Below are 18,195 nucleotides of genomic sequence, written 5' to 3'. Positions count from 1 at the left end.
GATGACCGATCCCGACCTGACGCCCGAGCAGGAGGCCGTACGCCGCCTCCTCGCCGACGCGCGCCACGACGAGCCGACGCCACCCGAGGTCGTCGCCCGCCTCGACGAGCAGCTCGCCGCGCTGGTCGACGCGCGGGCCACCACGCCCCTCGTCACCGAGCGGCCTCCCGCGCCGGTGGTCGACCTCGGAGCCCGCCGTCGCCGCGCCGTCGGCATCGGCCTGCTGGCCGCCGCCGCGGTCGTGGTCGCCGGGGTCGGCATCGGCCAGGTGCTGCCCTCCGGCTCGGGCGACTCCGGCGGGTCGACGTCGGCCGACAGCGGCAGCGCGGACCGCGAGCTCGCCGACCAGCCCGCCGAGGGTGGGTCGGACGCCGGGGGCAGCGCCGACTCCGAGCTCGCACCGGAGTCCCAGAAGAGCGTCACGCCCTTCGCCTCCAGCCCCACGGTCTCAGCCGACGACCCGCAGCTCGAGGACGAGCTGCTCGCGGCTCGCTCGACTGCCCCGCTGTCCTCCGACGCGTCAGGGGCGCCCGCGCCCGGCACCGCCTGCGACCTGCCGGCGCTCGGCAGGGGCCGCCAGGTCGCGGCCGAGGTCGACGGCCAGCCGGGCATCATCGTCTTCCGGCGCCCGTCCGGTGCCGCGCAGCAGGTCGAGCTCTACGTCTGCGGCACCCCGGAGCCCGTGCGCACGCTCACGCTGCTCGCGCCCTGACGAGCGCCCACCTCAGGAACAACGGTCGCCTACGATCGGTTGTGCACGGCGTACGCCATCCACCCGATCCAGACCGTCGATCCAGCAGGAGTCACTGACCGCTCATGAGCACCAGCACCGAGACGCGCAACGTCATCATCATCGGCTCGGGCCCGTCGGGCTACACCGCCGCGGTGTACGCCGCCCGCGCCTCGCTCGAGCCGCTGGTCTTCGAGGGCTCGGTGACCGCCGGCGGTGCGCTGATGAACACCACCGAGGTCGAGAACTTCCCCGGCTTCCGCGACGGCATCATGGGTCCGGCCCTGATGGACGAGATGCGTGCGCAGGCCGAGCGCTTCGGCGCCGAGCTGGTCGCCGACGACGTCGTCGAGGTCGACCTCACCGGTGACATCAAGGTCGTCAAGACCGCCACCGACACCTACACCGCGCGCTCGGTGATCCTCTCGACCGGCTCGAGCTACCGCAAGCTCGGCCTGCCCCGCGAGGAGGAGCTCTCCGGTCGCGGCGTGTCCTGGTGCGCCACCTGCGACGGGTTCTTCTTCCGCGAGCAGGCCATCGCCGTGATCGGTGGTGGCGACTCCGCCATCGAGGAGGCCACCTTCCTCACCCGCTTCGGGTCGAAGGTCTACCTGATCCACCGCCGCGACGAGCTCCGCGCCTCCAAGATCATGCAGGAGCGCGCGTTCGCCGACCCCAAGCTCGAGATGGTGTGGAACTCCGAGGTCGCCTCGATCAACGGCGCCGACAAGCTCGAGTCGATCACCCTGCGCGACACCGTCACCGGCGAGGAGCGCCAGCTCGACGTCACGGGGATGTTCATCGCCATCGGCCACGACCCCCGCTCGGAGCTCCTGACCGGCCAGGTCGACCTCAACGACGACGGCTACGTCCTCGTCGACCACCCCTCGACCGCGACCAACCTCCCCGGCGTCTTCGCCGCCGGCGACCTGGTGGACCACCACTACCGCCAGGCGATCACCGCCGCCGGCACCGGCTGCGCCGCCGCCCTCGACGCCGAGCGCTTCATCGCCGCACTCGACCACGAGGCTTCGACCGCCGGTGAGGCCGCCGCGACGGTGGAGGCGATCGAGGAGCAGGTGCAGACCGCCGGAGCCTGACGCTCAGCCAGGTGGGCCGGGACCGGGCGTGGACTCAGATCCACCCGTCCCGGCCGGCCTCGCGGACGAGGCTGCCGGTGTTGGTGACCTCGCGCTCGGCCTCCATGTACTTCGCGCGCACCGACTTCAGGTGCGCGCGCACGGTCTCCTCCGCGACGTGGAGCCGTGAGCCCACCTGCCGCTGGGTGAGGCCGTCGCGCAGGTTGCTCAGCACCTCGACCTCGCGCGCGGTCAGCCGCGGAGTCGTCCGCTCGTCGCTGACCAGCGCCTCGGCCACGACGCTGCTGCAGACGAAGTCGCCCTCCAGCGCCCGGCGTACGACATCGACGAGCGACTCCGTGCCGTCGTTCTTCAGCACCACGCCGTGCACGCCGAGGGCCACGGCCCGGCGAAGCGGCACCGGCTTCTCCTCGGCGGTGTGCAGCACCACGACGCCGGCCCACCCGGTGAGGGCGGGGATGTGCTCGAGCACGGACTCGTCGTCACGACCGAGGTAGAGGTCGAGCACCAGCACGTCCGGGCCGGGGGCGGCGAGGTCGACCTCGTCGAGGGAGGCGTACGCCGCCCCGCCGACCAGCTCCTCGGGGTGCCGGGCGATCGCCGCCAGCACGCCGTCGCGGACCACCTGCTGGTTGTCGAGGACGGCGACGGTGGGGAGGCGTTCGGGGTGCGCGGTCATGGGCACTGATTATCCGGACCTGCCGCGCGATGTCCCTACCCGGATCCGGGCAGGTCGTCGACGAGCAGGACGGCACGGAAGTCGTCGACGTCGCTGTCGAAGCCGGTGCCCGCACCGTCGTGCAGGCGGTCGATGTCGGCGGCGAGGGGTGCGGGGACGACGGCGATGCGCACCTTGCCCTCCTGGGCGGCGGGCGGCGTCACGATGATCCGACGACCGGTGGCGATGGGCAGCAGGCCGCGCAGCACCCGTCCGACCGTCCGCTGGTGCCCGCCCGGCTCCAGGCCGGCGCGCAGCTCGACGGTCCCCCCCGCCGAGCGGAACCGGGCCACCTCCTCGCGGAGGCCCTCGTCGAAGAAGCCCGGCGCGTAGAGGTCGTCGCGAGCCGCCGAGGCGAGGATCCGGGCGCGGGCGACCGTGTCGGGAGCATCGGGCGCGACGGAGCCGTCGGCGATCCCGTCGAGCCACGGCAGCACCTCGTCGCGGACGTGGGCGAAGTAGAGGTCGATCGTCGTCGCGCGCCACTCCTCGACCGCGCGCCGCTGGTCGAGGGCGAGCTCACGTCGGCGCTGACTGCGAAGTGCCCTGCCCTGCCGCCGGATCAGCGTGCCGAGGACGAGCGCCGGCACGGGTGGGGTGATCACGGAGTTGAGCGATCCCCACGGGAACAGCCCGTTCGTCAGGTCCGGCTCGACCTGGGGAGCGACCACGACGACGAGCACCTGCAGGAGGAGCACGACCAGCCCGACCGGCAGCGGCAGGCTCAGGACGAGGACGGACAGGGGCACCGCGCACATCCCGATCGACCACGAGCGGAAGTCGAGCATCGCGCCGTCGGGCAGGAGGGAGATGCCGACCACCTGCAGCACGGTGCTGGCGCCGACGACGAGCACCACCCACCGCGCGTCCGGGCCCGGGCCCTCCAGGCGCCGCACGATGCTCGCGGTGATCAGCACCCAGCCCGCGCAGACGACGAGGGACGGCCAGGTGGAGGGGTGGTCGAGGACCGAGTGCGCGGCGATGACGCACCAGGCGAGGGTCAGCGGTACGGCGACGGTGCGCGCCAGCGTCCGGACGGGACCGAGGCCGCCGGTCGTGAGGCCGTACGCGTGGTCGAGGACCCCGGTGGTGTCACGGGGGACGACCAGGAGGAGCACCGTGCCGCCACCGGGCCGGGGGAGCAGCGCCGAGCGCCCTCCGACGGCGGCCAGCGGTCGCTCGACGGACTCCCGGAGCCCGAAGCCCTTCTGCGGGGAGGTGCCGGGGCCGAGCCCGCGGTCGAGCACCTCGACCCGCACCTCGTTGCGGTCGGCCGACAGCCGGACCGTCGCCGCCTCGACGTGGCCGTGCCGTGCCGCGTTGCGCACTCCCTCGCCGGCCGCCCGCAGCAGCACGGCGGCCTGGGCCTCGGGCAGCGCGGGCAGGCGCTGGGGACGTCCGACCACCACGACCTCGACGTCGACCGGGGCCGAGGCGCGCAGCTGGGCGACGAGGTCCGACCAGGTGTCGGGCAGGTCCTCGTCGGGTGCGGGCACGGAGTCGCGGTCGCCCTCGGGTGCCTCCGACGTCGCGAGCACGCCGCGGATCACCTCGGCGGTCGCGCGGCACTGCTGCTCCGCGTTGCGCATCGGTGCGTTCGGGTCGGAGAGCAGGTGGAGGGTGCCGAGCACGTCGTCGTGCAGGACGCGACGGCTCATCGTGCGGGCGACGAGCTCGGCCTCCGCCCGGGTGATCTCGAGCTCCTGCTCGCGGTTGGCCTCGCGCACCCGCTCCGTGGCGATGGCACTGGCCTGCATGGCGTTGACGAAGCCGATGGCGGCCGCGGCAGTGGCGACCACGAGGACCATCGCCTCGAAGGGGAGTCCGCTGTTGGGGAGGTCGAGCAGCACCAGGGTCGCCACGTGGACGGCGCCGAGCACGCCGACGAGCGCGAGCGCCCGGATGATCGGCATCAGTCGGGCGGCCATGATGCCGACGGCCGTGAGGGTCAGGCTCACGGTGCTGTCGTTGGTCACGGGCTGGGCGACCAGCATCGGTGAGAGCACGAGGAAGGCGACCGAGAGGACCGCGAGCTGGAGCAGGTGCTCCCCGCGGCGGTAGATGTCGGCGGCGACGACCAGCAGGACGAGCGAGATCGCGGCACGCGGCGGGACGCTCGGGTCGTCGGGTGCCATCCGGACCACGAGGGGCAGCGCGGTGAAGACCGCCAGGGTGACCAGCAGGCAGGCGTGCGCGCCCAGGATGCTGCGGTACATCCGGTAGGCGCCGCCTGCCGTCCCCCGCGGCACCGGGGGCGGGGTGGGGACGGCGGCCCACAACGGCCAACGCACGTGAGACCCCCAGACACCGGACAACGACGCCCATGATGCCAGGTCGGAGCACGTTCGTACACCGTCGTCGACGCTCGGGCTGGACGGACTCTTGAGGTTCACCCCCCGGTTCCGGGGACAGATACCGGTGACTGTCATCACCTAATGTGGTGATGTCGACGCGCCGCGACCGCGGTACGGGGGTTCGCGGTCCGGTGCGTCAGGCGTTCTCGGCAGCGCGGCGCCTCAGCAGCTGCGCCACCTCGCGCGGCTCGTCGACCCAGAGCCCGACGGCCGCGGGGCTCATCTCCCCGAGCGGGGTCGTCAGCGTCGTACCCTCCACCAGCGCGAGCTGGACGTTGGTCCGGCCCGACACCAGCACCAGCAGCTGGTCGTCGACGACCTTCAGCGCGCGGATGCCGCCCTCGTCGACGTCGGCCACCCGGACCGACGCGATCACCTCGAGGGGTACGACGACCTCCGTCCGCGCCATGTGGCGCACGTGCAGCGCCGCGTCGGTGACCAGGTGCGGGCGCATCCGGTAGGACGCCATCAGCCCGAGCATCCACACCACGCCCCAGATCCCCAGGACGAGGAACGGGATCCGGAGGAAGGTCAGCCAGCGGCTCAGGATCAGGTCGAAGGCGACCACCTCGACGGTGGAGCCGAAGACGAAGAGCCACACGACCGGCGTCGCCAGCCGGGCGTACGGCACCGGGGTGGCGCCCTCGGGCACGTCCGGGCGACGGGTGATCCACCGGCCGAGCTGGCGGTAGAGCGCCAGCTCGGTGACCAGTGCGCCGCCGACCACGGCCACGACGCGCCTGAGGTCGCTCATCGCGCGCTCCCCCCGGCCTCCATCAGCGCGGCGAACCGCTCGATCGTCGCGGCCAGGACCCCGTCGAAGGTGGTCAGCCGGGACGCGGGGACGTCGCCGAAGAGCTGCTCGGCGAGCTGCTGGTGCGAGCGGGACAGGCCGTCGACCGTCGTGGCACCGAGGTCGGTCGGGGTGACCAGGGTGGCGCGACGGTCGGTGGGGTGCGGCTCGCGGGTCACGTGGCCGCTCGCGACCAGTCCGTCGACGAGGCCGGTCACGTTGCGCGGAGTGACGTCGAGCGCGTCGGCGAGCGCCTGCTGCGTCGTGGGGCCGGTGGTGCCGAGGACCCAGAGCAGGTGGACGCGGGAGGTGGTGAGCCCCTGCTCGCGCTCGAAGTGCGCCAGGTCCGCCTGCACGAGCTGGGCGAGCATCAGGACCCGGTCGAAGACTGCGGTCGGCTCGGTCATGTGCTGAATATACTTCACCATGTAGGTAGTGCAGCAATCGGGGTCTGGCGGGCCGGGAACAACTGTCACCGGGGTGGTGTTCACTGGGTGTCCCCTCACACGACCAAAGAAAGGGCACTGCTGTGGCCAACATCGCCGCTGTGACCGACGCCGAGTTCGAGGCGCAGGTCCTCAAGTCCGACAAGCCCGTCCTGGTGGACTTCTGGGCGGAGTGGTGCGGTCCGTGCCGCCAGGTCGCCCCGATCCTCGACGAGCTCAGCACCGAGCACGGTGAGAAGATCACCTTCCTCAAGATGAACGTCGACGAGAACCCCGTCACGCCCTCGTCCTACCGCGTGACCGGCATCCCGACCATCAACGTCTACCAGGGTGGCGAGGTCGTGAAGTCGATCGTCGGCGCCAAGCCGAAGGCCGCGCTGCTCAAGGAGCTCGAAGGTCTCATCTGAGTCTCCATCGAGTCCCGTCGCGGGACTCGCTAGTCGCCCGGGGCGGCCCGCACCGATCCGATCGGGCGGGCCGCCTTCTGCGTGGGGCGGACGACGCCGATGAGCCGCTCGAGCGCGAGCTCGACCTCGTCCTTCCAGCTGAGCGCGGTGCGCAGCTCCATCCGCATCCGGGGAGTCGTGGGGTGGGCCCGCTGGGTCTTGAAGCCGACGCTGCCGAGGAACTCCGCCGGCAGCACGCAGCCGTTCGCGCGGCCGCGGGTGTCGCCGTAGGCCTCGATCGCCGTGTGCCCCCGCTCGACCAGGTCGGCGGCCATCGCCTGCACCAGCAGCCGACCGAGCCCCCCACCGCGGTGGGCGGGGTCGATCCAGGCGGTGGCGGCGACGATGGCGTCGGGCGAGCCCGGCGCGGTGGGCAGCGCGGCCGCGCCCGGGAGGAAGGGCGCCGGGGCGTAGAGCACCATGCCGACCGTGCGTCCCTCGAGGCGTACGACGCGCCCGCAGGAGCCCCAGTCGCGCAGGAGCGTGGAGACCCAGCGCTCCTTCTCCGCGATCCGGTCCGCCTCGTCGAGCCGGGTCCGGTCGACCGGGCCGAGCTCCCAGAACAGGCACGACCGCACCGGATCGGCCAGCTCCGCGAGGTGGTCGACCGTCAGGCGCGCGGTCTTGCGTGACACGACTCCGATGCTAGCGGCGTACGGCGCCTGCGAGGATGAGGCCGTGCGACCGATCCGACAGAGCAAGAAGCTGCAAGGTGTCCGCTACGACGTGCGCGGACCGATCCTGGTCGAGGCCCAGCGGCTCGAGGCCGAGGGCCACCGGATCCTCAAGCTCAACATCGGCAACACCGCGCCGTTCGGCTTCGCGGCGCCGGAGCAGATCCTCGCCGACATGATCCACCACCTGCCGCAGTCGCAGGGGTACGCCGACAGCCAGGGCATCTGGTCGGCCCGCACCGCGGTCATGCACTACTACCAGTCCCACGGCCTGCGCGACGTCGGCGTCGAGGACATCTACATCGGCAACGGCGTCTCCGAGCTCATCTCGATGGTGCTCCAGGCATTCGTCGACGACGGCAACGAGATCCTCGTGCCGGCGCCCGACTACCCGCTGTGGACCGGGGCGGTGACGCTCGCCGGCGGCATCCCCGTGCACTACCGGTGCGACGAGGAGAACGACTGGAACCCCGACCTCGCCGACATCGAGGCCAGGATCACCGAGAACACGCACGCCCTCGTCATCATCAACCCGAACAACCCCACCGGCGCCGTCTACAGCGAGGAGACGGTCAAGGGGCTCGTCGACATCGCGCGCCGCCACGAGCTCGTCGTGATGGCGGACGAGATCTACGAGAAGATCCTCTTCGAGGACGCCGAGCACCACCACGCGGCGACCTACGGCGGCAACGACGTGCTGGTGCTGACGTTCTCCGGCCTCTCCAAGGCCTACCGCGTCTGCGGCTACCGCGCCGGCTGGGTGATGATCTCAGGCCCCAAGGAGATCGCCACCGACTTCCTCGAGGGCCTGACGCTGATCGCCAACATGCGCATGTGCGCGAACGTCCCGGCGCAGCACGCGATCCAGACCGCGCTCGGGGGCTACCAGTCGATCGAGGAGTTCATCGGCCCCGGAGGTCGGTTCTACGAGCAGTCGATGCTGGCCCACCGGCTCCTCAACGAGATCCCCGGGGTCACCAACGTCAAGCCGCGCGGTGCGCTCTACTGCTTCCCCCGGCTCGACCCCGAGGTCTACGCGATCGACGACGACGAGGAGTTCGTCATCGACCTGCTGCGCGCCAAGAAGATCCTCGTCACCCACGGCACCGGCTTCAACTGGCCCACCCCCGACCACTTCCGGCTCGTCACGCTGCCCGAGGCGAGCGTGCTGGAGGAGGCCATCGGGCGGATCGCGGAGTTCCTCGCCACCCGTCGGTGAGTCGCTCCTCACGTACGCCCTCGCTCGCTCAGCCGTCGGCGCGGCCCTAGGCTCCTCGTCGTGCGTGACATCACCTATCCCCCGATCATCGTCACCGCCAAGGTCGCCTTCAAGGCACTCGGCCAGAACATCCGGATGACCGGGGCCGACAACGTCCCGCGCGAGGGCGGCGTGCTGCTGGCCTACAACCACGTCGGCTACGTGGACTTCATCTACGGCGGTCTCGCGGCCAACCCGTCCGGCCGCCTGGTCCGCTTCATGGCGAAGCGCGAGCTCTTCGACCACACGTACGTCGGCCCGCTGATGCGCTCGCTGCACCACATCGAGGTCGACCGCGGGGACGGCGTCGCGAGCTTCCACACCGCCGTCGACTACCTGAGGAACGGCGAGGCGGTCGGGATCTTCCCCGAGGCGACGATCTCGCGCTCGATGGAGCTCAAGGAGTTCAAGAACGGTGCCGTCCGGATCGCAGCCGCGGCTGGCGTCCCGGTCGTGCCGGTGATCATGTGGGGCACGCAGCGGATGATGACCAAGGGTCACCCGCGCGACTTCTCCCGCGGCAAGACCATCTCGCTCACCATCGGTGAGCCGCTGCACCCCACGGGCGACGACCCGGCCGCCGAGACCGGCGAGCTCCAGGACCGGATGTCACAGATGCTCGTCGAGGCCGTGCGCGACTACCCCGCCGACGAGCAGCCTCCCGGCTCCTGGTGGGTGCCCGCCTCCCTCGGTGGTTCCGCCCCCACGCCCGAGGAGGCCGAGCGCCTCGACGCCGAGGAGAAGCGCGAGCGCGCCCGCAAGCGTGCCGAGAAGCGAGCAGCGAAGCGGAAGAAGTGACAAGACGACAGGTCGACCTGTCGATCAGTCGCCATATCTCTTTGTCGACTTATTGATCGACTACACGGCTTCCTCGAGCCTCGTGCGCCGCCGCTCGTCTCAGATCGGTCGGTCGTCGCGGTTGCGCGGGTCCATCACGTCGACGATCCGACGGAGGTCGTCGAGGCTGGCGAACTCGACGGTGATCTTGCCCTTGGCCTTGCCGAGGTCGACCTTGACCCGCGTCTCGAACCGGTCGGAGAGACGGTCGGCGAGCTCGGAGAGCCCGGGGGCGACGGGCTTGCGACGGACGATCCGCGGGGTGTCGTCCTCGACGCCCATCGAGACGATCTCCTCGAGACCGCGGACCGAGATGCCCTCGGCCGTCACCCGGGACGCGAGCTTGTCCTGGAGTCCGGCGTCCTCGACGCTGAGCAGGGCCCGGGCGTGGCCCGCGGACAGGACGCCGGCAGCGACCCGTCGCTGGACCGCCGGCGACAGCTTGAGAAGCCGCAGCGTGTTGGAGATCTGCGGACGGGAGCGACCGATGCGCTGGGCGAGCTCCTCGTGGGTGCAGCCGAAGTCCTCGAGCAGCTGGCCGTAGGCGGCGGCCTCCTCGAGCGGGTTGAGCTGCGAGCGGTGGAGGTTCTCCAGGAGGGCGTCGCGGAGCATGTCGTCGTCGTCGGTCTCGCGGACGATCGCCGGGATGGTGTCACGGCCGGCCTCCTGCGACGCGCGCCAGCGCCGCTCGCCCATGATCAGCTCGTAGGCGTCCTCGCCCGTGCGCCGTACGACGACGGGCTGGAGGAGTCCGACCTCCTTGATCGAGTGGACGAGCTCGGCGAGCGCCTCCTCCTCGAAGACCTGCCGGGGCTGGCGGTGGTTCGGGCGGACCTGCGTGATCGGCAGCTCGGCGAAGTACGCGCCGGCGACCGCCCCACCCGCCGCCGCGCTCGGCGCGGCAGCATCGCGGGTCGCAGCAGTGTCGACGGTGGACGCCGAGCCGGCCTGCCCCTCCGGCTCGTCGACCGGGGCAGGCTGCGACGGCGCGGTCGGGATCAGGGAGCCGAGGCCACGACCGAGACCTCGACGAGGGGGGTTGGCGTTCATGCTGGGGGGGCTCCCTTGGTCGCGATCTCCCGGGCGGCCTCCAGGTAGGAGAGCGCGCCCGCCGACGCAGGATCGTAGGTCATCACGGTCTGGCCGTAGGAAGGCGCCTCGGAGACCCGGACCGACCTCGGCACCGCAGTGCGGAGGACCTGGTCGCCGAAGTGGCTGCGGACCTCGTCGGCCACGCCCGAGGCGAGGCGGGTGCGGGCGTCGTACATCGTCAGGAGGATGGTGGAGATGGTGAGCCCGGGGTTGAGGTGCTGACGGACCATCTCGACGGTCTCCAGGAGCATGCCGAGTCCCTCGAGGGCGTAGTACTCCGCCTGGATCGGGATGAACATCTCGCGCCCGGCGACGAGCGCGTTGAGGGTGAGCAGGCCGAGCGACGGGGGACAGTCGACGAAGACGTAGTCGAACCGGTCCTCGCCCACCTCGGCTGCGGAGCCGACGAGCGGGTGGGCGTCGATCGCGCGCGCGAGTCGCTGCTCACGAGCCACGACGCTGACGAGCTCGATCTCGGCACCGGCGAGGTCGATGGTGGCGGGCACGACCCAGAGGCCGGGCAGGTCGGCACACTCCGACATCACGTCGGCCAGCGGCCGACCCTCGACCACCATGTCGTAGGTCGACGGGACGCCGCGGTGGTGGTCGATGCCGAGGGCCGTCGAGGCGTTCCCCTGCGGGTCGAGGTCGATGACCAGGACCTTCTGGCCGAGCTGCGCCAGCCCCGCGGCGACGTTGACCGTGGAGGTCGTCTTGCCGACGCCGCCCTTCTGGTTCGCGACCACGAGGACACGGGTGGCATCCGGTCGCGCCACTCCCTGTCGCCTCAGGCCACCGGTGCGCGCCAGGACCGAGTGCTGGGCAGCCTGCGCCAGGGGCGTGCCGTGGTCGTCGAAGTCGTTGTCCTGGACGGCGATGTCAGCTGCCGTACGTGGCTGCCAGGATGCTCGCGTCTCACGTGAAACATCACCGGAAGCTGTTTCACGTGAAACGCCTACTGCACCGCCCACCTGTGGAAAAACCGGTGGACGCTGTGGATAGTCAGGCTCAGATGACGCACTGTCGCCGGTGGAAAACGTCTCGGTGGCGTCGCCGTACGACCGCCAGTCGACGCCCTCGCTGGGACCCTCGGACACGTCAGGACACCTCTCGCTTGGCTGCGCGCTGGCCACGACGCTGGCCACGCCGCTTCGATTCAGGGGCAAGGGGCCAACCTATCCGGGCGGGATCCGCCCACGGCACCCGCACCACGGTGGCGGGGTGGTCCAGCACGTCGCCCCCGACACTGAACACCTCCGGCTCGCCGCAGCGCCACTCCCGCAGGAAGCCACGCGACGACTCGATCTCGTCGTGGATGGACTGACCCTTCATCGCCACCAGTGCACCGGAGGGGCTGACGAGGGGCATCGACCACCCGAGGAGCCGCTCGAGGGGAGCGACCGCCCGGGACGTGACCACGTCGAACGTGCGCTGGCCGTGGAGCTCCTCGGCGCGACCCCGCACCACCTCGACGCACGTCAGGTCGAGGTGGGCGACGACCTCCTCGAGGAACGTCGTCCGGCGCAGGAGCGGCTCCACGAGGGTCACGGACAGGTCCGGCCGCGCGATGGCCAGGACCAGGCCGGGTAGCCCGGCTCCGGTCCCGATGTCGCACACCGACGCAGCCGGTGGGATCGCCTCCGCCAGCACGGCCGAGTTGAGGACATGACGGTCCCACAGGCGTGGGGCCTCCCGGGGACCGATGAGTCCCCGGACGACGCCCTCGGTGGCGAGGAGCTCCGTGTAGCGGACCGCGAGGGGCATCCGGTCGGACGCGAACACCCTCCGGGCCACGTCGGGCACGGAGGGTGTTTCACGTGAAACGTCGTCGCTCACGCCGGGAGGATCACCACGTGGCGCTTCGGCTCGGCGCCCTCGGACTCCGAGGTCAGGCCGGCAGCGGCCACGGCGTCGTGGACGACCTTGCGCTCGAAGGCGCTCATGGGCTGGAGGGACAGGCGGTCACCCGACTCCTTCACCTCGGCGATCGACTCCTCCGCGAGGGCGACCAGTCGCGTGCGCTGCTCGGCCCGGTGGCCCCCGACGTCGAGCATCAGCCGCGACCGCTCGCCCGTCTCGCGGTAGACGGCCAGACGGGTCAGCTCCTGGAGCGCCTCGAGGACCTCGCCGTTGCGACCGACCAGCAGGCTGAGGTCAGCGCCACCGATCTGGACGCTGGCCCGGTCACCCTCGACGTCCATGTCGAGGTCGCCGTCCAGGTCGGCGATGTCGAGCAGCTCCTCGAGGTAGTCGGCGGCGATGTCGCCCTCGTGCTCGAGGCGCTCGACCTTCGACGGCCGGGCCTTGCCCTCCGAGCCGTCAGTGCCCTCGACGGCCTCGGTGGTCTCGACGGTCTCCGCGGTCTCCGCGGTCTCCGCGGTCTCGACGCCCTCGGCGTCGCTCACCTGCTCACTCACGTGTGTCTCCTGCTTCGTCAAACGGATGCGCGCCGGGCGCGCAGAGAATCGTGGGGCGCTGCTACTTCTTCTTCTTGTTCGTCCGCTGCGCCTTGGTCTGCCGCTGGGGCTGCACGCGGGTGCTCGCCTTCTCCTCGCGCTTCGCGTCGGCCTCGGCCGCGATCCGCTCCTCCTCGAGCTGGGCCGGGGTCTTCAGGCCCTTCTTCTCGGCCTTGGCGCGGTCACGCTGCTCCTTCGCCTCAGCGGCAGGTGTGCCGGGGGCGGGGTTGTTGCGGATCACGTAGAACTGCTGGCACATGGTCCAGAGGTTGGAGATCGTCCAGTAGACGAGGACGCCGATCGGGAAGGCGATACCACCGACGGCGAAGACCACGGGAAGGACGTAGAGCAGCATCTTCTGCTGCTGGGCGTAGGGCCCGGAGAGCGCGTCGGCCGGCATGTTCTTGCTCATCAGCTGGCGCTGGGTCATGAAGGTCGTGGCCGTCATCGCCACGACCAGGATGCCGGCCACGATCATCACGCCGGTCTCACCGCCGGTGAGCGTCCCGGACACCTTGATGTCACCGAGGAAGGTCGCGTCCCGGAACTGTCCCGCGAGCGTGGAGTCCATGAACCCGTGGGCCTTGCCGCGGCGGGCGGCCTGGTCGAGCATCCGGAAGAGCGCCAGGAAGATCGGCATCTGCAGCAGGATCGGGAGGCACGAGGCGAACGGGTTGGTCCCCGAGTCCTTGTAGAGCTTCATCGTCTCCTGGGCGAGCTTCTCCCGGTCGTGGCCGTACTTCTTCTGCAGCTCCCGCACCTTGGGCTGGATCAGCTGCATGTTGCGGCTCGACTTGATCTGCTTCACGAAGAGCGGGATCAGTGCCGTGCGCACGACGAGGGTGAGGCCGATGATCGACAGGATCCAGGTCCAGCCACCCGCGGCGTCGAAGCCCAGGGCGGTGAGGCCCCGGTGGAAGCCGACCAGGATGAAGGACACCGCGTAGTAGAGCGGCGTCATGATGGCGCCGCCGATGGTGCCGAAGAAGTCGAGCACTCATGCTCCTCGAGTTGCAGTGGACTCCGCGGCCGACGTGGCGCGGGAGGGAACGGGGTCGTAGCCGCCGGCTGCCCACGGGTGGCAGCGACCCAGACGGCGTACGGACAACCAGGTGCCTCGCACCGCACCGTGCTCGGTCACGGCCTCGAGGGCGTACGCCGAACAGCTCGGGTGGTAGCGGCAGACCTGGCCGTAGAGCGGGCTGATGGCGAAGCGCCACGCGCGGATGAAGGCGATGAGGAGGTGCTTCATGCCGGGCTCACGCGCTCGAGCGTACGGGCCAGGTCGGCACCCAGCGTGGCGTACGACGCTCCTGCCGCCGGCGGCAGCGCACGCACCACCAGTGCAGCACGACCCGGGAGCCCTTCCAGCTGGGGAAGGTGCTCCCGGGTCAGGTGCCGAAGTCGTCTCTTCACACGGTTGCGGGTGGCGGCGTCGCCCACGGCCTTGCTGACCGTGAACCCCACTTCCACGGGTCCGGCCACGCCGGTCGGGTCCACCCAGAGGTGGACGACCAGGGTCGCGCAGCCGGCGCGTCGTCCGCTTCGGACAGCGCGGCGGAAACCGTCACTGTCGCGCAGGCGGTGGACAGCGGAGAGCACGGCAGGTGCCGTGAGCCCTGGGCCGTCAGACGGCCAGGCTCTTGCGGCCCTTGCGGCGACGGCTGGACAGGATCGAGCGACCGGCGCGGGTCCGCATGCGAAGACGGAAGCCGTGCACCTTGTGACGGCGACGGTTGTTCGGCTGGTAGGTACGCTTGCTCACGGCTATTTCTCCGAAGGTTTCGAGGGATGTCCACTCCACGCGAGGATCGGTGCTTGGCATTCGGCCGGCACCGCCCGCCCACGCGGCCGCCCTGTGGCGGATCGTGGACATGCGGCACCCGTCGACACGGAGCGACCGGCCAACGGTACGCGGACTCCGAAGAGGGGGTCAAACCCACGACCACCCCCATCGGGCCGGCCTGTGGATGACATCTTGCTCTACGGCCCGCGCGGTTGTTACGTTCCAGCAGTTCGGGGCCTGTGGAAATCACGGTCCGGCCACGGTCCACCTCGCAGTGTGACCCGGGCCACACGATCGAGAAAACCGGCTCTGACCTGCGCGAACATGGCGAGGATCCGGCTTCGCGACGTGGCGGGGGGCGTGATCCGGATGATCGGGCCCGGCAACTCACAGCTTGTGGACAACCCTGTGGACTCAGCTTCGGCCGGTCACCGGGAAAGCCACACACACGCGAAAGACGAAGGCGGTTCCGGGTGGACGACCAGCAGGTAGATCTCGGGACCGCGTGGCAGCAGATCGTCGAGGACCTCCAGCCCAACCAGCGCGCCTGGCTCCGGCCGAGCGTGCCGATGACGCTGCACGAGAACACCGCGATCATCGCCGTGCCCAACGACTTCACCCGCAACCAGCTCGAGGGTCGCCTGCGCAACCACATCGAGGCCGCCCTCACCGAGGGCTTCGGACGCGAGATCCGGATGCTCGTCACCGTGAACCCGGCCCTCGAGGAGGCGGGTCAGCAGCAGCCACTGATCGATGAATCGACAGATGGATCTATCGCTTTGTCGACAAACGAGGCCGACTACGAGCCGGCCCCACCGGTCGACCACGTCGAGCCGCCGCTGTCCCACGAGCGGCGACCCTCGGCCCTCGAGACGCGGCTCAACCCGAAGTACACCTTCGAGACCTTCGTCATCGGCTCGTCCAACCGCTTCCCCCACGCAGCGGCGGTCGCCGTCGCCGAGGCCCCGGGCAAGGCGTACAACCCGCTCCTGGTCTACGGCGAGTCCGGACTCGGCAAGACCCACCTGCTGCACGCGATCGGCCACTACGTCCGCAGCCTCTACAGCAACGCGAAGGTGCGCTACGTCTCCTCCGAGGAGTTCACCAACGAGTTCATCAACGCGATCCGCGACGACCGGCAGGACCGGTTCAAGCGGCGCTACCGCGACGTCGACGTGCTGCTGATCGACGACATCCAGTTCCTCGAGGGCAAGACCCAGACGCAGGAAGAGTTCTTCCACACGTTCAACACCCTCCACAACGCCAACAAGCAGATCGTGCTGACGTCCGACCGCGCACCCAAGCGGCTGGAGGCGCTGGAGGACCGGCTGCGCAACCGCTTCGAGTGGGGCCTGATCACCGACGTCCAGCCGCCGGACCTCGAGACCCGGATCGCCATCCTCCGCAAGAAGGCCGCGATGGACCGTCTCACCGCGCCGCCGGACGTGCTGGAGTTCATCGCCTCCAAGATCCAGACCAACATCCGCGAGCTCGAGGGCGCGCTCATCCGCGTCACGGCCTTCGCCAACCTCAACCGCCAGGAGGTCGACATGACCCTGGCCGAGATCGTGCTCAAGGACCTGATCCCCGAGGGTGGCGAGCCCGAGATCACCCACGCGCTGATCATCGCCCAGACGGCCGCCTACTTCGGCGTCTCCCTGGAGGACCTCACCGGACCCTCCCGCGGTCGCCACCTCGTGATGGCGCGCCAGATCGGGATGTACCTCTGCCGCGAGCTCACCTCCATGTCGCTGCCGCAGATCGGGCGCGAGTTCGGCGGCCGCGACCACACGACGGTGATGTACGCCGACCGCAAGATCCGTCAGCTCCTCGCCGAGCGCCGCGCGGTCTTCAACCAGGTCAGCGAGCTCACGAACAGGGTCAAGATGCAGGCCCGTCAGGCCTGACGCCACACCGGCAGATGCACCACGACCACACGACCAGGAGCCCGCCGGAACGTGTGGAGAACGTGTGACTCGGTCCGGCCCGTCATCCCCAGCCCCTGTGGATGCCTCGGGACCCATCGCACGGCACCGGTCGGCCTCCACACCACCCGGCAGTTCGACCCCTGGTGCTCCACACCCGTCGTACACAGGGAATCAGTGCGCTGACCTGCACGAACGCGAGTTGTCCACAGTTTCCACGGACCCTACGACGACTATGAACCTCAAGACTGTCCCGATCTCCCACCAACGACGAACGGCCCTCCCTCTGGGGACAACCCTGCCGAAGGCCCTGCGCCGCGTGGCAGGATGCACTTCCCACGCGCGTGCGCGCGGCCTCCAAACCTGTCATCACCCCTTCCCCGCCCCTTGCTCGTCCGCTCCCTGAGGAGACCCTTGTGAAGTTCCGCGTCGAACGCGACGTCTTCGCCGATGCCGTTGCCTGGGCTGCCCGCAGCCTCCCGGTCCGCCCGAGCTCCCCGGTCCTGGCCGGCCTGCTCATCGAGGCGAGCGACGCCGGGCTGGTGCTCTCCACCTTCGACTACGAGACCTCCGCCCGGGCGACGCTCACCGCCGAGGTCAACGACGAGGGCAGGGCGCTCGTCAGCGGGCGCCTGCTGGCCGACATCTGCCGCAGCCTCCCGGCCAAGCCGGTCGAGCTCACGCTCGAGGGTCCGCGCGTCTCGCTCACCTGCGGCTCGGCGCGCTTCAGCCTCCAGACCATGCCGGTCGACGACTACCCGACGCTGCCCGAGATGCCCTCGGCCACCGGCACCGTCTCCAGCGCCGACTTCGCGCACGCCGTGTCCCAAGCGGTCACCGCCGCGGGTCGCGACGACATGCTGCCCGTGCTCACCGGCGTCCGCATCGAGATCGACGGCTCGACCATGGCGCTGCTGGCCACCGACCGCTTCCGGCTCTCGCACCGCGAGCTCACCTGGAACCCGCAGTCCCCCGACGAGTCGATCGCCGCGCTCGTCCCGGCCAAGGTCCTCGGCGACACGGCGAAGTCGCTCACCTCGGGCGCCGAGGTCACGATCGCGCTCGCCGCCAGCGGGGCCGGCGAGGGCCTCATCGGCTTCGAGGGCACCGGTCTCGGCGGCGTGCGCCGGACGACGACCCGCCTGCTCGACGGCGAGTTCCCCAAGGTCCGCTCGCTCTTCCCGGCCGAGCACCTGACCGTCGCCAAGGTCAACAAGGCCGAGCTCATCGAGACGGTCAAGCGTGTCGCGCTGGTCGCCGAGCGCAACACCGCCGTGCAGATGAAGTTCGGCGAGAACCAGATCGTCCTCGACGCCGGTTCCGGCGACGAGGCGATGGCGACCGAGGCGGTCGACGCCGACATCGACGGCGACGACCTGACGACGGGCTTCAACCCGCAGTTCCTGCTCGACGGCCTCTCCGCCATCGACGGCGAGTTCGTCGACCTGGCGTTCACGCAGGCCACCAAGCCGGTCGTCATCTCGGGCACCGACGCCGACGACGACGCCAGCTCCTTCCGCTACCTGCTGATGCCGCGCCGCCTGCTGTCCTGAGGCCCTCCCCTCCGGCTGTCATGCACG

Annotated in this window: 20 protein-coding genes; 7 read left to right on the top strand and 13 right to left on the bottom strand. The window is 70.6% G+C overall.

The genetic code is table 11. The annotated features are described in order from the left end of the window. The first annotated feature begins 1 nt into the window (after position 1). Both BLV76_RS22465 and trxB read left to right on the top strand, forming a co-directional pair. Positions 2-712, top strand: coding sequence for a hypothetical protein (locus BLV76_RS22465; RefSeq protein WP_090968573.1), 711 nt, complete (start codon positions 2-4; stop codon positions 710-712). A 104-nt stretch (positions 713-816) separates the two neighbouring features. Beyond that, positions 817-1,830 carry a thioredoxin-disulfide reductase gene (gene trxB / locus BLV76_RS07535; RefSeq protein WP_090968572.1) on the top strand — a complete coding sequence of 338 codons (1,014 nt, stop codon included), beginning with the start codon at positions 817-819 and terminating at the stop codon, positions 1,828-1,830. A gap of 34 nt (positions 1,831-1,864) precedes the next feature. Here trxB and BLV76_RS07530 read toward each other — a convergent pair whose 3' ends face one another. From BLV76_RS07530 to BLV76_RS07515, 4 genes are all read right to left on the bottom strand, one after another. Further along, the gene (locus tag BLV76_RS07530) at positions 1,865-2,509 is read right to left on the bottom strand and encodes a response regulator transcription factor (RefSeq protein WP_090968571.1); all 645 of its coding nucleotides are present in this window, start codon (positions 2,507-2,509) and stop codon (positions 1,865-1,867) included. A gap of 35 nt (positions 2,510-2,544) precedes the next feature. Then, a complete protein-coding gene (locus tag BLV76_RS07525; protein WP_090968570.1) occupies positions 2,545-4,764 on the bottom strand; it encodes an ATP-binding protein in 2,220 nt (739 codons plus the stop codon). Between the two features lie 274 nt (positions 4,765-5,038). After that, positions 5,039-5,656 carry a hypothetical protein gene (locus BLV76_RS07520; RefSeq protein ID WP_090968569.1) on the bottom strand — a complete coding sequence of 206 codons (618 nt, stop codon included), beginning with the start codon at positions 5,654-5,656 and terminating at the stop codon, positions 5,039-5,041. Further along, on the bottom strand, positions 5,653-6,102 hold the full coding sequence (locus BLV76_RS07515; protein WP_090968568.1) for a MarR family winged helix-turn-helix transcriptional regulator: 450 nt from the start codon (positions 6,100-6,102) through the stop codon (positions 5,653-5,655). The genes BLV76_RS07520 and BLV76_RS07515 overlap by 4 nt, the downstream gene beginning before the upstream one ends. A gap of 122 nt (positions 6,103-6,224) precedes the next feature. On the opposite strand from BLV76_RS07515, the gene trxA reads away from it, so the two are divergent. After that, positions 6,225-6,548, top strand: a complete 324-nt coding sequence (gene trxA / locus BLV76_RS07510) for a thioredoxin (protein ID WP_090968567.1) — start codon at positions 6,225-6,227, stop codon at positions 6,546-6,548. A gap of 29 nt (positions 6,549-6,577) precedes the next feature. On the opposite strand, the gene BLV76_RS07505 is transcribed toward trxA, so the two are convergent. Next, complete coding sequence (locus BLV76_RS07505) at positions 6,578-7,222, bottom strand: GNAT family N-acetyltransferase (protein WP_090968566.1); 645 nt, start codon at positions 7,220-7,222, stop codon at positions 6,578-6,580. A gap of 43 nt (positions 7,223-7,265) precedes the next feature. On the opposite strand from BLV76_RS07505, the gene BLV76_RS07500 reads away from it, so the two are divergent. Both BLV76_RS07500 and BLV76_RS07495 read left to right on the top strand, forming a co-directional pair. Further along, positions 7,266-8,480, top strand: a complete 1,215-nt coding sequence (locus tag BLV76_RS07500) for a pyridoxal phosphate-dependent aminotransferase (protein WP_090968565.1) — start codon at positions 7,266-7,268, stop codon at positions 8,478-8,480. Positions 8,481-8,540: 60 nt separating this feature from the next. Then, complete coding sequence (locus BLV76_RS07495; protein ID WP_090968564.1) at positions 8,541-9,317, top strand: lysophospholipid acyltransferase family protein; 777 nt, start codon at positions 8,541-8,543, stop codon at positions 9,315-9,317. Between the two features lie 99 nt (positions 9,318-9,416). Here BLV76_RS07495 and BLV76_RS07490 read toward each other — a convergent pair whose 3' ends face one another. The 8 genes from BLV76_RS07490 to rpmH all read right to left on the bottom strand — a co-directional run bounded on the left by BLV76_RS07490 (position 9,417) and on the right by rpmH (position 14,669). Next, positions 9,417-10,406, bottom strand: coding sequence for a ParB/RepB/Spo0J family partition protein (locus tag BLV76_RS07490; RefSeq protein WP_090968563.1), 990 nt, complete (start codon positions 10,404-10,406; stop codon positions 9,417-9,419). After that, positions 10,403-11,224 (bottom strand): ParA family protein, encoded by an 822-nt coding sequence (locus tag BLV76_RS07485; protein ID WP_342711490.1) that lies wholly within the window; start codon positions 11,222-11,224, stop codon positions 10,403-10,405. The genes BLV76_RS07490 and BLV76_RS07485 overlap by 4 nt, the downstream gene beginning before the upstream one ends. Positions 11,225-11,546: 322 nt before the next feature. Then, complete coding sequence (rsmG, locus tag BLV76_RS07480) at positions 11,547-12,251, bottom strand: 16S rRNA (guanine(527)-N(7))-methyltransferase RsmG (protein ID WP_342711489.1); 705 nt, start codon at positions 12,249-12,251, stop codon at positions 11,547-11,549. Between the two features lie 29 nt (positions 12,252-12,280). Then, entirely contained in the window at positions 12,281-12,865 is a 585-nt protein-coding gene (locus tag BLV76_RS22090; protein ID WP_245734587.1) for a Jag family protein, read from the bottom strand. Between the two features lie 61 nt (positions 12,866-12,926). Further along, positions 12,927-13,865, bottom strand: a complete 939-nt coding sequence (gene yidC, locus BLV76_RS07470) for a membrane protein insertase YidC (protein WP_090972455.1) — start codon at positions 13,863-13,865, stop codon at positions 12,927-12,929. 36 nt (positions 13,866-13,901) lie between these two features. Then, positions 13,902-14,156 carry a membrane protein insertion efficiency factor YidD gene (gene yidD, locus BLV76_RS07465; RefSeq protein ID WP_090968560.1) on the bottom strand — a complete coding sequence of 85 codons (255 nt, stop codon included), beginning with the start codon at positions 14,154-14,156 and terminating at the stop codon, positions 13,902-13,904. Beyond that, on the bottom strand, positions 14,153-14,506 hold the full coding sequence (gene rnpA / locus BLV76_RS07460) for a ribonuclease P protein component (protein ID WP_090968559.1): 354 nt from the start codon (positions 14,504-14,506) through the stop codon (positions 14,153-14,155). The genes yidD and rnpA overlap by 4 nt, the downstream gene beginning before the upstream one ends. 25 nt (positions 14,507-14,531) lie before the next feature. Next, entirely contained in the window at positions 14,532-14,669 is a 138-nt protein-coding gene (gene rpmH, locus BLV76_RS07455) for a 50S ribosomal protein L34 (protein WP_056156542.1), read from the bottom strand. A 494-nt stretch (positions 14,670-15,163) separates the two neighbouring features. On the opposite strand from rpmH, the gene dnaA reads away from it, so the two are divergent. Further along, entirely contained in the window at positions 15,164-16,597 is a 1,434-nt protein-coding gene (gene dnaA, locus BLV76_RS07450) for a chromosomal replication initiator protein DnaA (RefSeq protein WP_090968558.1), read from the top strand. 434 nt (positions 16,598-17,031) lie between these two features. Next, complete coding sequence (dnaN, locus tag BLV76_RS07445; RefSeq protein WP_090968557.1) at positions 17,032-18,168, top strand: DNA polymerase III subunit beta; 1,137 nt, start codon at positions 17,032-17,034, stop codon at positions 18,166-18,168. The last annotated feature ends 27 nt before the right edge of the window (positions 18,169-18,195 follow it).

Origin of the sequence: Nocardioides exalbidus, from assembly GCF_900105585.1 — a bacterium.
In the GTDB taxonomy this organism is placed as follows: Bacteria; Actinomycetota; Actinomycetes; order Propionibacteriales; family Nocardioidaceae; genus Nocardioides; species Nocardioides exalbidus.
The sequence above is the reverse complement of the archived record's forward strand: the minus strand, read 5'-3'. Positions and strand labels throughout refer to the sequence as shown.